Here is a 12989-nt window from a genome sequence, read left to right as displayed (position 1 = left end):
CCCCCCGCGCGCGCGACCACCACCCGGACTGTTGGCGGCGGTATCGTGAGCGCGGGGAGAACGGCGCACCGGAAAGGACCCGTCATGACGGCCGCGCTGCAGAGCGACTATCCGCCCGAGGGCGGGTGGACGACCGACGACCTGGACGCGCTGCCCGAGGACGGCCACCGCCGCGAACTGCTCGATGGCGTGCTGCTCATGTCCCCCTCCCCCACCCGGATGCACCAGACCGTCGCGATGCGGCTCGGCGTTGCGCTCGAAGAGGACTGCCCCGACGGCTACGACGTGACCCAGGGGGTGGAGGTACGGATCAACCGCACCCGCTCCTTCATTCCCGACGTGCTGGTGACCACGTCGGCCGCAGCGGCACGCGAGCCGTCGAAGTACGAGCCCCACGAGGTGGTGCTCGCCGTCGAGATCGTCTCGCCGAACACCCGCTCCATCGACCGGGTCCTGAAGCCGTCCCTCTACGCGCAGGCGGGGATCCCGTTCTACTGGCGGGTCGAGTGGGAGGACGAGGGGCTGGTCGTCTACACCTACAAGATCGATCCGGTGCACGAGGTCTACACCGAGACGGGTCGGTGGACGAAGTTCGTGGACACCGGCGAGCCCTTCCCGGTGAACCTGCCGATCGGCCGGATCACTCCCCGTCGCGTGTGAGCGGCGGGAGCATCTCGACGCCGAGTTGCTGGAGGACCTGGAACAGCTCGTTGACGCTCCACACGTCGACGATCCGGCCGGTCTCGTCGAAGCGGAGGAAGCTGGCCCCGGAGTAGCTGACCACCCGGCCGGTGGGCGGCACCGGGCCGAACTGCCCGGCCTGGGTGCCGGCGGCCCGCCAGTGCACGGCCACCCGGTCACCGCCGGCCACCACCTCGACGATCTTGTAGCGCAGGTCGGGGAAGGACGCCCGCCGGTCCCGGTGCCAGGCCAGGGTGGCCTCCGGGCCCGTCCCGCCCAGCCCCGGGCAGTCCTCGGCGACCAGGTCGTACGCGCTCTCCTCGCGGCCGGCGTTCCACACGTCCGCGATGAAGCGTCGGGCCGCCGCCTCCACATCCGTCACCGCGGCAGCCTAGCCCCCGCCCTTCGCGCTCGGCCTGCCAGGAGCGGCCGGAACGACCATGATGGGACCGGAACGAGACATCTTCGGGAGGCGACGTGGGCGGCGACCAGATCCTCGACCGGACCGGCGGCAAGTACGTCGAGCCCGGCGGCGAGTTCACCCGGGACCAGCGCTACATCGCCACCCGGATCACCGCCGACGGGGCCAGCGGCTGGCCGGTGGAGGCGGGCCGGTACCGGCTGGCGGTCAGCCGGGCCTGCCCCTGGGCGAACCGGCTGATCATCGTCCGGCGGCTGCTCGGGCTGGAGGACGCCATCTCGATGGCGGTGGCCGGGCCCACCCACGACAAGCGGAGCTGGACCTTCGACCTCGACCCGGGCGGCCGGGACCCGGTGCTCGGCATCGAGCGGCTGGCCGACGCCTACTTCCGGCGCTTCCCCGGCTACGAGCGTGGCATCACCGTGCCGGCGATCGTGGACGTGCCGACCGGGCAGGTGGTCACCAACGACTACGCGCAGATGAGCCTGGACCTGTCGACGGAGTGGACCGCGTACCACCGGCCGGGCGCGCCGCAGCTCTACCCGGAGCGGCTGCGCGACGAGATCGACGAGGTCAACGCGGTGGTCTTCGCGGACGTGAACAACGGCGTCTACCGGTGCGGCTTCGCCGGCAGCCAGGAGGCGTACGAGAAGGCGTACCACCGGCTCTTCGACCGGTTGGACTGGTTGACCGAGCGGCTGACCGGGCAGCGCTACCTGGTCGGCGACACGATCACCGAGGCGGACGTGCGGCTGTTCACCACGCTGGTCCGCTTCGACCCGGTCTACCACGGTCACTTCAAGTGCAACCGGCAGAAGCTGAGCGAGATGCCGGTGCTCTGGGCGTACGCCCGGGACCTGTTCCAGACCCCGGGCTTCGGCGACACCGTCGACTTCGACCACATCAAGCGGCACTACTACGAGGTGCACCGGGACATCAACCCGACCGGGGTGGTGCCGCTCGGCCCGGACCTGGCGAACTGGCTCACCCCGCACGGCCGCGAGCAGCTCGGTGGCCGCCCGTTCGGCGACGGCACGCCCCCGCAGCCGGCGCCGCCGGCCGAGCGGGTCGACCCGGACCACACCCCCCTGCGCGACGCGGCCTGAGCCCGCCCGGCCTCACATGGCCAGGCGGACGGCGGCGGTCAGCACCAGCTGGGCCAGGGCCAGCGGGACCAGCACCAGCCAGCAGAGGCGCTGGAGCTGGTCCTCGCGCAGCCGCGGGTAGCTCACCCGGAGCCAGATGATCACGAACGCGACGGCGAACACCTTGAGCAGGGTCCACAGCCAGCCGAGCTGGGCGTCGGCGAACGGGCCCTGCCAGCCGCCCAGGAACAGCACGGTGGTCAGGGCGGCGATCACCACGATGCCGACGTACTCGGCCAGCAGGAAGAACGCGAAGCGCAGGCCGGTGTACTCGGTCATGTAGCCGAAGACCAGCTCGGAGTCGGCCACCGGCATGTCGAACGGGGGCCGGCGGATCTCGGCCAGCCCGGCCACGAAGAAGATCACCATGGCGGGCGCCTGCCAGATCAGCCACCAGGGCTGCCACGCCTCGACGATGCCGGGCAGGCTGAGCGTGCCCGCCGCCATGGCCACCGAGGCGGCGGCCAGCACCAGCGGCAGCTCGTAGCCGAGCAGCTGGGCCGCACCGCGCAGCCCGCCGAGCAGGCTGTACTTGTTGGCCGAGGCCCAGGCCGACATGAGCACGGCCAGCACCCCGATGCCGACCACGGCCAGCACGAAGAACAGGCCGATGTCCAGCGGCTGCCCCACCAGGTCGCCCGGGCCGAGCGGGATGACCAGCAGGGCGAGCAGGTAGGGCACCAGGGCCACCGCGGGGGCCAGCCGGAACACCGGCCGGTCCGCGTCGCGCGGGGTGACGTCCTCCTTCTGCACGAACTTGATGCCGTCGGCCACCAGCTGCGCCCAGCCGTGGAAGCCGCCCGCGTACATCGGGCCGAGCCGGCCCTGCATGTGGGCCATCACCTTGTGCTCGGCCTGGCCCACGATCAGCGGCAGGGTGAGGAACGCGACCAGCACGCCCGCAACCCGGAGGACCAGCTCCAACCAGTCCGGCATCAGCCCTCCCCCTCCTCGGCGTCGCCGGCCGGCCGCGGCCGGGCCGGACGGGACGGGCGCTCGCCCGGTGCGGGGCGGGCCGGGCGTTCGCGGGCCGGGCGGGCCGGCGTACCCCCGCGGGGGCCCTCCCCCATCCCGGCCGCACCGGCCGGCGTGGGCGTCGTGCCCCACTCCCCCGGCGCCGGCACGCCCGGCGGCCGGATCGGCCGGCGGCCGCCGCCCGCCTCCGACTCACCCGGTTCCTTCGCGCCCGGCCACGGCTTCGCGACCCGGGAGGCGAGCACGAACTCCTTGCGCAGCGGGTGGCCCTCGAACTCCGGCGGCAGCAGCAGCGGCCGCAGCTCGCCGTGCCCCTCGAAGCCGATGCCGAACATCTCGTGGGTCTCCCGCTCGTGCCACGCCGCGCCGGGGAACACGTCGACCACGGACGCCACGACCGGCGCCTCCCGGGGCACCCGGGTACGCAGCAGCAGCCCGTGCCGGTGCCGGACCGACCACAGGTGGGCCACGATGTCGAAGCCCTCGGCCAGCTCGTCGACGGCCGACAGCCAGTCGAAGAAGTCGCAGCCCAGCTCGTCGTCGCCGCGTGCCGCGCGCACCGCGTCGCGCCAGCTCGCCGGGGGTACGTCGACGGTGGCGCGGGCGTACCCCTGACCGCCGGAGACCGTTGTGGTGGCCTCGACGGGCGCGAGCAGCGCGACCACCCGCCGGCCGACCTCTTCCGGAGTCATGCCGCTGATCCTATGGCCGCCGGCCCGCAGCCGTGTCGGGCCGTCCACGCTCCCCCGGGCGGGATCCGCCGCTTTGCCGGGCACGTGGGCCTCGGGCAGGGAAGGATGAACACCGTGCGCGCTGTCACTGTGACTCCCGGCGTCCCCAATTCCCTGCGCCTCGACGAGGACTGGCCCGAGCCGCCCACGGACGAGGGCGCGATCCTCGTGCAGGCCCTTGCGGTGGGCATCTGCGGGACCGACCAGGAGATCATCGCGGGCGCGTACGGCCAGGCGCCGCCCGGCCAGGAACGGCTGGTGCTCGGCCACGAGGCGCTGGGCCGGGTGCTGGAGGACCCGACGGGCACCCTCCAGCCCGGCGACCTGGTGGCCGGGATCGTCCGGCACCCCGACCCGGTGCCCTGCCCGAACTGTGCCGTGGGCGAGTGGGACATGTGCCGCAACGGCCGGTACACCGAGCAAGGGATCAAGGGTCTGCCCGGCTTCGCCCGGGACCGCTGGCGGGTGCAGCCGAGGTTCGCCGTCGGCCTGGACCCGATGCTCGCCCCGGTCGGGATGCTGCTGGAGCCGACCAGCGTGGTGGCGAAGGCGTGGGACCACATCGAGCGGATCGGCAGCCGGGCCGTGTGGCAGCCGCAGAACGTGCTGGTCACCGGGGCCGGGCCGATCGGGCTGCTGGCCGCCCTGCTGGGCATCCAGCGCGGGCTGTCGGTGCATGTGCTGGACCGGAACAAGACCGGGCCGAAGCCGGAGCTGGTCCGGGCGCTCGGCGCGACGTACCACACCACGACCGTGGCGGAGCTGGACTTCGCGCCGGACGTGGTGGTGGAGTGCACCGGCGCGCCGGTGGTGGTGATGGACGCGATGACCAAGGCCGGGACCAACGGCATCGTCTGCCTCACCGGGGTGTCCAGCGGCGGCCGGACCATCGACTTCGACGCGGGGGCGCTCAACCGGGAACTGGTGCTGGAGAACAACGTGGTGTTCGGCTCGGTGAACGCCAACCGCCGGCACTGGGACCTGGCCGCGCAGGCGCTCGCCCGGGCCGACCAGGCGTGGCTGAACTCGCTGATCACCCGCCGGGTGCCGGTCTCCTCCTACGCCGACGCGTACGCCTCCGGCGGCGAGGACATCAAGGTGGTGCTCGACTTCGAGCGGTGAGGGCGGGGCGGCCGAGCGCGGGCTCCGCCGCCCCGGGAGCCTCAGATGCCGGGCAGCCGGCCGTTGCGGAACAGGTCCACGAAGAGCTGGTGGTCCTCACGGGCCCGGATGCCGTAGGTGTGCGCGAAGTCGATCAGGTAGTCGACGAAGCCCTCCGCGTCGGCGTCCACGACCGCGACGATCGACTCCTCGGTGGAGTAGTCCACGAGATCGTGGCTGGACTCGTCGTCAGCCACCGAGTGCATCCGCGCCACCGCCCGGCCCAGGTCGGTGAGCACCCCGCCGAGCTCCTCGGGCTCGTTGACGTCGGCCCAGTCGAGGTCGGCCGCGTACGGGGAGACCTCGGCGACGAGCTGGCCGACCCCGTCCAGCTCGGTGAAGCCCAGCCACGGGTCGGCGTACGCCTGCAACGCCCGCTGCGACTCGGCGGTCCGGTGCCCCTGGTGCCGGAAGTAGGAGCGGACCCGCTCGTCGTCGATGTGTCGGGCCACCGCCGGCACCTGGGCCTGCTTCATGTAGAGGACGACGTCGTTCTCCAGCGCCTGGGTGTGCCCCTCCAGCAGCAGGTTGTAGGAGGGCAGCCCGGCCGAGCCGATGCCCACGCCCTTGCGCAGCACCACGTCCTTGATGCGGGCGGCGACCGGGCGCAGCCGGCCGGCCGACGCGGGCCGGGTTTCCAGGTACGCCTCGTAGGCCGCGCAGACCCGCTCCCGGGTCGCCGCGTCGATCTCGTGGACCCCGTCGACGAGCGAGAACCGGCGGTCGTAGTCGTCGATGGTCGTCTGCGTGGCGAGCAGGTCGACCCGGGTGTTCAGCCGGGCCTGCTGGAGCACCCGGCGCAGCACGCCGTCGGCGTTCTCCAGGGTGATCGAGCCGATCGCGTCGTCGCCGCCGGCCGCGATGGCCCGCAGCTCGGCCAGGTACGACCGGGCGAAGGCGGCCACCAGCTCGCCGATCACCCGGTCGGAGAGCGCCTTGGCGTAGCCGAGCAGGGCCACGCTGGCGGCGAAGCGCTTCAGGTCCCAGGAGAACGGCCCGACGTACGCCTCGTCGAAGTCGTTGACGTTGAACACGAGCTGCCCGGAGGCGTTCATGTAGGTGCCGAAGTTCTCGGCGTGCAGGTCGCCGTGGATCCACACCCGGCTGGTCCGCTCGTCGAGGAACCGGTCGCTGGCGAAGTCGCCGCGCTGGTCGGCGTAGAAGAGCGAGGCGCTGCCCCGGTAGAAGGCGAACGGTGAGGCGGCCATCTTGCGGAACTTGCGGCGGAACGCCGCCGGGTCGATCGCCATCGACGCGCCGAACTCCTCGGTCAGCACGTCGACGATGAAGGCGGAACGCTTGTCCGCGGACTGGGTCATGGTCCGCAGGCTAGACCTCGGCCGCCACGTCGCGGGTCAGCCGGCCGGGGGACGGACCGGTGGCGCGGTGAGGGATTCCACCGGCCGGGGGGTGCTCTCCGCGGGCCGCGGGTCGACCGGCGGGGCGAGCCGGTCGGGGCGCGGCACGCCGCCGACGCCGGACTCCTCGGCGGCGATCTTCTCCTGGAGGCGGAGGATGCCGTGCAGCAGCGCCTCCGGGCGGGGCGGGCAGCCGGGCACGTAGACGTCGACGGGGATGAGCTGGTCGACGCCCTTGGTCACCGAGTAGGAGTCCCAGTAGGGCCCGCCGCAGTTGGAGCAGGCGCCGAACGAGATGACGTACTTCGGCTCGGGCATCTGGTCGTAGAGCCGCTTGATGGCCGGAGCCATCTTGTCGGTGACCGTGCCGGAGACCACCATGAGGTCGGCCTGGCGGGGCCCGTGAGCGAACGGGATCACGCCGAGCCGCATGAAGTCGTGCCGGCCCATGCTGGTCGCGATGAACTCGATGGCACAGCAGGCCAGCCCGAAGTTGAACACCCAGAGGGAGTAACGGCGGCCCCAGTTCAGCACGAACCGGATCGGCTCGCCGAGCACGGCCGGCAACTGCACCTCGGGCCTCCCTCGCCTGTCTTCGAGTTGACAGTCAACCACAGCACCCGGGACGGCAACCGGTGCAACCGGTGCCGGCGTCAGGGCGTGTGACGGGCGTGACCGCGCCGGCGGCACGTGCACGGGGAGGAACAGATGACGGTGACGAGGGAGCCACGGCTCGGCGAGCCGCCGCCCGGGGAGACAGCGGACCGGCCGGAACGCCCGGGCCGGGGCGAGGCGATCGACTTCGACGGGCTCTACCATGCGCACTTCCGGTCCCTGACGCTCCAGCTCGCCGCCTACTGCGGCGACCTGTCGCAGGCGCAGGACTTGGTGCAGGAGGCGTTCTGCCGGGCGTTCGCCCGCTGGTCGCGGGTGTCCCGCTACGACGACCCGGTGGCCTGGGTACGCCGGGTCGCCTGGAACCTGGCCACGAGCCGGTGGCGGCGGCTGCGCACGGCCCAGTCCTGGCTGCACCGGCAGCGCGAGGAGCACGTGCCGGGTCCCGGGCCGGACCGGGTGGCGCTGACCGCCGCGCTGGCCCAGTTGCCGGCCGTCCAGCGCCGCGCCGTGGTGCTGCACTACCTGGCCGATCTCACGGTCGTGCAGATCGCGGAGCAGGAGGGGGTGCCGGAGGGCACGGTCAAGTCCTGGCTGCACCGGGGGCGGGCCGCGCTGGCGGCCCAGCTCGCCACCACGAACGAGGTGAACCACCATGACTGAGCTCGAAGACATCCTGGTCAGCGGCGAGTTCGCCGCGTTCCGCGAGGCGTACGCCCCGGCGGTGCACCCGGCCGGGACGACGGCGGTGCGGGAGACCGTCCGCCGCCGGCGCCGCCGGACCGCGGTGGTCACCGCGGCGGCCGTGGTGCTCGCCGTGGCCATCCCGGTGGGCGCGAACGCCGCCCTGAACCGGCGCCCCGACCCGAGACCGGGGCCGGCGCAGACCGCCACCCCCAGCCCGTCGGAGACGACCGCCTCGCCGACCCCGCCCCCACCGACGCCGAGCACGGCCAACCCCACCCCGGCCGCCCCGGACGGGCGCATCACCCGGTCCCAGCTGCTCGCCGCCCGGCTGGACCTGCCGACCTGGCCGGGGTACGCCCCGAAGACCTGCGTCAGCGACAACGTCCGGCTCCGGCCCGCGGCGGAGGAGGACTCCGTGCCGAGGCTGCTGGCCGATCCCCGCTACGGCGACCTCGACGGCGACGGCGCGACCGAGACGGTGGCCCTGGTCGCCTGCCGCTACGGCGAGGCCTCCGCGAAGCAGGTGCTGGCCTTCGACCGGGACGAGGCCGGCCGGATCGTCACCATGGGCCGGGTGGTCGCCACCCACGACGGGATGGACGACATCACCGACTTCTCCGTGCAGGACGACGGGAGGATCCGGGCGTACGTGGCCGACATCCAGCCCTGTTGCAGCGTCCCGGAGTGGTCGCCGCAGCGGCAGTGGCGGACGTACGCGTGGACCGGTGAGCGGTTCACCCAGGCGGCGGGGCCGACGAAGTTCGGCGTGGACCCCCGCCTGACCGACCTCACCCTGACGGCCGGCGACCTCGTCGTCGGGCCGGCCGACACCAAGGGCAACCGCACCGCCACGGTGACCGTCACGGTGACCAACAAGGGACCGGTGGACGTGCCCCTGCTCGGCTTCTCCGAGTTCTACAGCATCGGCGAGCCGGCGGGCGGGGACCTGAGCCGGTGCCGGACGGTGCGGTCGGACGGGGGGGACGCCTGCGTCCTCGACGCCCTGGCAGCCGGGAAGCGGAAGACGTACACCTTCACGTTCCGCTACGACCCGCCGGAAATGGCGGACATCCGGCCGACCCTGCGGGTCATCCACTACGACCCGCAGGAGCGGTGGTGGGGCGACCTGAAGTTCAAGGACAACCAGGTCGAGCTGCGCACGGCCGGCTAGACCCGCCGCGTCGCCTTCGCGACAGAGCATGCCGCAACCGGCCGTCCTGACTGGACGTGTCACCAGCATCGGACCGGCGGAAGCGCCGCCGTCCACCAACGGGGATTCACGGGAGGACCAGCATGACCACACGGACGACACGGGTCGCCACCGCGCTGCTCGGTGGGGCCGCCGCCCTGCTCACCCTGGCCGCACCGGCCGCCGCCGCGCCGGAGGCGACCACCGGCGGCATCGACGTCACGGCGCAGCGGCTCGTCCTGGAGCCGACCGACCAGGGGTACGTCGGGACGCTCGCCGCCACCGTCACCAACCGCAAGCCGACCGCGACGTCGGTGAGCCTGGTGATCACGGAGCCGGCCGGCGCCTCGTTCACCACGATCGAGCCCGGCGGGGCCTGCCTCTACGACCGGCTCGTGGAGAACCGGCTGGTCATCAGCTGCATGGGCGACCAGGTCGAGGCCGGGGGAAGCGTCACCTTCCGGCTCGGCTTCCACGTCTGGACCACCGCCCGCGACTACCCCATGGTCGCCGACGGCGGACGGATCGAGGTGGTCCCGAACGGCGCGGCCCGGGCCGCCGACGCCACCGGCTTCACCACCCTCTTCCGTTCCACCACGGGCAGCCTGCGGAAGCCGCGGCCGTACGTGCAGGCCACCGAGACCGACCTGAGCATCCGGGGCGGCGCGGTGACGCTCAACCGGCAGCCGGACGGCAGCCTGCTCGGGCGGATGCCCGTCACCGTGCGCTACGGCAACGACGCCCCGACCTTCGCGCTCAACGTGGATGCGGCCCTGCCCTCCGGGGTGGACGTCCACCACATCGAGCCGCAGGACATGCCGAGCTTCCCGAACTGGTTCACGGTGCCGGGCGGCCGGTTCATGCCGGGCGAGGAGCGGACCTTCGACGTGTTCCTCAGTGCGCCCGCCGGCACGCCGGCCGGTGAGCTGGGCACCGGCACGTTCACCGTGGCCGGGAGCTACTTCTGGGCGGCCGACCCGCCGCAGGACGTGGACCCGGCCGACAACAGCACCTCGTTCGCGGTGACCGCGGTCGACGCGAGCTGACCACCTGCGAGGGCCCGGGACCGCGGGGTTCCGGGCCCTCGTCGTGCTCACCACGTCGGGCGCTGGAGCAGCCCCACGAACTCGACGAGCAGCCGCTCCCGCAGCCGGACCGGGGCCGCCTGGAGCAGCGTGTTCACGGCCGCCATCCGGTCCGGCGCCGGCCCGGCGCCGAGTCCGAGGCCGGCGGCGAGCCCGGCGATCAGGTCCGGGGTGAGCGCCTCCGGGGTGAGGCTGCCGGCGAGCGCCAGCAGCTCCGGCGGCAGCACGACCGGCCCGGCCGCCCGGGCGGCCGCCGTCGCCTCGGCCAGCGCCGGGCCGAACTCGGCCACCCGCGGGGCCACCGCCGCGGTCACCGTGAGGTGCACGCTGGCCGGCAGGCCCGCGTACGCGAGCTGCGGCTGGGTGTGCCAGCCCCGGGCGGTCAGCTCGTCCACCAGCACGAACAGGTCCAGCTCCGGGTCGTCGGCGGTGAAGCAGACCACCGTCGACTCCGGCTCGGCCAGCAGCCGCAGCCCGTCGACCGCGCGGACCGCGTCGGCCAGCCCGGCGACCGCGTCCCGGGTCACCGCGGCCAGCCGCAGGTAGCCGTCCTCGCCGAGGTGCCGCAGGGTGGCGTACGCGGCGGCGATCGGCCCACCCGACCGGGTCGAGGCGATCACCGGGTTGACCATCGTGTAGCCGGGCCAGTCGGCGTACGCGAAGAACTGCGGCGCGCGCAGCCCCGCGTCCCGGTGCAGCAGCACCGACACGCCCTTCGGGGCGTACGCGTACTTGTGCAGGTCGACCGAGATCGAGGTGACCCCGGGCACGGCGAAGTCGAACGGGGGCACCGGCGCGCCGAGCCGGCGCAGCCAGGGCAGTGTCCAGCCGCCGAAGCAGGCGTCCACGTGGCACCGCACCCCGGCCGCCGCCGCCACGGCCGCGATCTCCGCCACCGGGTCGACCACGCCGTGCGCGTACGACGGTGCGGAGGCGACCACCAGCACGGTCTCGGGCCGGATCGCGGCGGCCACGTCGGCGACGGCCGGGCGCAGGGTCACCGGGTCCACGGGCACCGGGTCGAGGGCCACCCGCAGGTAGTGGGCCGCCTTGGCGAAGGCGGCGTGCCCGCTGACCGGCACCACGATGCGCGGCTCGGCGAGGTCGGGCCGGGCGTCCCGGGCCGCCTTGACGGCCAGGATCAGCGACTCGGTGCCGCCGCTGGTGACGCTGCCGACCACGTCCGGCGCGGACGTGCCGGGGCCGCCGCCGAGCAGCCGGGCGGCCGCCCCGACCAGCGCGTTCTCCATGGCCAGCAGGGACGGGAAGGCGGTGGGGTCGAGACCGTTGACGTGCGCGCTCTCCGCGTACGCCGCCTGCGCCAGCTCGTCCAGCCCGGCCACCCCGGGGTCGTAGACGTAGGCGAACAGCCGCCCGCCGTGGGTCGGACGGTCGGCCGCCCGCAGGGCCCGGATCTCGTCGAGGACCCGCGCCGCGGACACCCCCTCGACGGGCAGCGCGCCCGTCCCTGCCGTGTCGGTCATGGTGCTCAGGTTGTTCCTCTCGTGACGGTCCGGCCGGGCGGGCGGACTCGCGTGTCTCAGGCCCGCGCCGCCGGCGCGACCCCGCCGGGTGCGGGCGCGGCGGCCAGGTCAGCCGGGGTCAGGGTGTAGCCGCGCAGCAGCACCACCGGGGCGGCGACGAGCAGCGCCGGCAGGACCGTGAAGCCGAGCAGCACGCCGAGCCGGGCGGTCGCCGACTGGTCCGCCGCGACCCCGGTGGACGAGCTGACGTAGCCCGAGAGCTGGAGGACCAGGCCGTAGATGCCGGGGCCGAGGGCCAGGCCGAACGTCTCGCCGGCGGTCCACAGGCCGGTGAACACGCCGGCCTGCCGCCGGCCGGTGCGCGCGGTGTCGAAGGCGATGCAGTCCGGCAGCATGGCCAGGGCGAAGACCTGCTGGCCGGCGTAGCCGACGCCGATCAGCGCGACCACGGCGTACACCCCGGCGGCCGGCAGCGCCGGGGACGCGACCAGGGCGAGCGCGCCGGCCGCGAAGAGCAGCGACGCGGCGACCAGCGCGGCGCGCTTGCCCAGCCGGGCGCCGGCCCGGGTCCACAGCGGCATGACCAGCAGCGCCGGGCCGACGAAGCAGGCGAAGAGCAGCGTCGGGCCGCTGTCCGGGGCGCCGAGCACCTGGTCGGCGAAGTACTTCACGCCGGCCAGCACGGTGGCCACCCCGGCGGACTGGATCACGAAGCAGACCAGCAGCACCCGGAACGGCCGGTTCCGCCCGGCCACGGCGAGCTGGGCGCGCAGGCTCGGCTCGCTCTCCCTCACCGTGCCGGTCGGCGCGGACCGGGTGCCGAGGAACGCGCCGACCGTGCCGGCCACGATGAGCGCCGCCACGAACAGGCCCATCCAGCGGTGCCCCGGCACGCCGTCGCCGCCGGCGGTCACCACGGCCGGGGCCACCGCGCCGGAGACCAGGATGGCCAGCGCCAGCACCGCGATCCGCCAGCTCATCAGCCGGGTACGCTCCGCCGGGTCGTCGGTCAGCTCGGCGGGCATCGCCACGTAGGGCACCTGGAAGAAGGCGAACGCCGTCGCGGTGGCCAGGAACGCCAGGGCCACGTACGTCCCGGCGGCCGGTCCGGCGCCGAACGGCGCCGCGAAGATCGCGGCGAAGAGCACGGCCAGCGCCAGCCCGCCGACGAGCAGCCAGGGCCGGCGCGCGCCCCAGCGGGACCGGGTCCGGTCGGAGATCCGGCCGGCGACCGGGTTCACCAGCACGTCCCACGCCTTCGGCAGGAGCACGAGCAGGGCGGCCACCCCGGCCGCGACGCCCAGCGTGTCGGTGAGGTACGGCAGCAGGAGCAGCCCGGGCACCGTCCCGAACGCGCCGGTGACCAGCGAGCCCAGCGCGTAGCCGGCGTGCACCCGGCGAGGCAGGCTCCCGCCCGTTCCTGTCATGGAGCCGAATGCTACTCACGTTATGTCGGC

Annotated in this window: 13 protein-coding genes; 6 read left to right on the top strand and 7 right to left on the bottom strand. The window is 73.9% G+C overall.

Translation table 11 applies throughout. The features are described 5' to 3' along the window. Window positions 1–84 precede the first annotated feature (84 nt). Window positions 85–660 carry a Uma2 family endonuclease gene (locus tag FXF50_RS22615; RefSeq protein ID WP_148430879.1) on the top strand — a complete coding sequence of 192 codons (576 nt, stop codon included), beginning with the start codon at window positions 85–87 and terminating at the stop codon, window positions 658–660. Here FXF50_RS22615 and FXF50_RS22610 read toward each other — a convergent pair. Beyond that, entirely contained in the window at window positions 641–1063 is a 423-nt protein-coding gene (locus FXF50_RS22610) for an ester cyclase (RefSeq protein ID WP_148430878.1), read from the bottom strand. The two genes, FXF50_RS22615 and FXF50_RS22610, sit on opposite strands and share 20 nt — an antisense overlap. A gap of 95 nt (window positions 1064–1158) precedes the next feature. Between FXF50_RS22610 and FXF50_RS22605 the strand changes: the two genes are divergently transcribed. Next, window positions 1159–2208: a glutathione S-transferase family protein gene (locus FXF50_RS22605; protein WP_148430877.1), complete on the top strand. Its 1050-nt coding sequence runs from the start codon at window positions 1159–1161 to the stop codon at window positions 2206–2208. Window positions 2209–2220: 12 nt separating this feature from the next. On the opposite strand, the gene nuoH is transcribed toward FXF50_RS22605, so the two are convergent. After that, entirely contained in the window at window positions 2221–3183 is a 963-nt protein-coding gene (gene nuoH / locus FXF50_RS22600; RefSeq protein WP_148430876.1) for an NADH-quinone oxidoreductase subunit NuoH, read from the bottom strand. Beyond that, the gene (locus FXF50_RS22595) at window positions 3183–3914 is read right to left on the bottom strand and encodes an NADH-quinone oxidoreductase subunit C (protein WP_255510150.1); all 732 of its coding nucleotides are present in this window, start codon (window positions 3912–3914) and stop codon (window positions 3183–3185) included. Before FXF50_RS22595 ends, nuoH begins: the two co-directional genes overlap by 1 nt. Window positions 3915–4028: 114 nt before the next feature. On the opposite strand from FXF50_RS22595, the gene FXF50_RS22590 reads away from it, so the two are divergent. Further along, window positions 4029–5075, top strand: coding sequence for a glucose 1-dehydrogenase (locus FXF50_RS22590; protein WP_187399770.1), 1047 nt, complete (start codon window positions 4029–4031; stop codon window positions 5073–5075). A gap of 41 nt (window positions 5076–5116) precedes the next feature. Here the strand turns inward: FXF50_RS22590 and FXF50_RS22585 are convergent, their stop codons facing one another. Then, window positions 5117–6433, bottom strand: a complete 1317-nt coding sequence (locus FXF50_RS22585; protein WP_148430874.1) for a DUF2252 domain-containing protein — start codon at window positions 6431–6433, stop codon at window positions 5117–5119. Window positions 6434–6469: 36 nt separating this feature from the next. Further along, entirely contained in the window at window positions 6470–7045 is a 576-nt protein-coding gene (locus FXF50_RS22580) for an NADH-quinone oxidoreductase subunit B (RefSeq protein WP_091317803.1), read from the bottom strand. Window positions 7046–7180: 135 nt separating this feature from the next. On the opposite strand from FXF50_RS22580, the gene FXF50_RS22575 reads away from it, so the two are divergent. The 3 genes from FXF50_RS22575 (at window position 7181) to FXF50_RS22565 (ending at window position 10009) form a co-directional block, all read left to right on the top strand. Next, on the top strand, window positions 7181–7750 hold the full coding sequence (locus FXF50_RS22575; RefSeq protein WP_148430873.1) for a SigE family RNA polymerase sigma factor: 570 nt from the start codon (window positions 7181–7183) through the stop codon (window positions 7748–7750). Beyond that, window positions 7743–8945 (top strand): hypothetical protein, encoded by a 1203-nt coding sequence (locus tag FXF50_RS22570; protein ID WP_148430872.1) that lies wholly within the window; start codon window positions 7743–7745, stop codon window positions 8943–8945. Before FXF50_RS22575 ends, FXF50_RS22570 begins: the two co-directional genes overlap by 8 nt. Before the next feature lie 122 nt (window positions 8946–9067). Further along, on the top strand, window positions 9068–10009 hold the full coding sequence (locus tag FXF50_RS22565) for a hypothetical protein (RefSeq protein WP_148430871.1): 942 nt from the start codon (window positions 9068–9070) through the stop codon (window positions 10007–10009). A 47-nt stretch (window positions 10010–10056) separates the two neighbouring features. On the opposite strand, the gene FXF50_RS22560 is transcribed toward FXF50_RS22565, so the two are convergent. Then, a complete protein-coding gene (locus FXF50_RS22560) occupies window positions 10057–11532 on the bottom strand; it encodes an aminotransferase class V-fold PLP-dependent enzyme (protein ID WP_148430870.1) in 1476 nt (491 codons plus the stop codon). Between the two features lie 56 nt (window positions 11533–11588). Further along, window positions 11589–12959, bottom strand: a complete 1371-nt coding sequence (locus tag FXF50_RS22555; protein WP_148430869.1) for an MFS transporter — start codon at window positions 12957–12959, stop codon at window positions 11589–11591. Between the last annotated feature and the right edge of the window lie 30 nt (window positions 12960–12989).

Source organism: Micromonospora sp. AP08, from assembly GCF_008085935.1.
Classification (GTDB): domain Bacteria; phylum Actinomycetota; class Actinomycetes; order Mycobacteriales; family Micromonosporaceae; genus Micromonospora; species Micromonospora chersina.
This window is presented reverse-complemented; position numbering and strand designations above follow the sequence as displayed.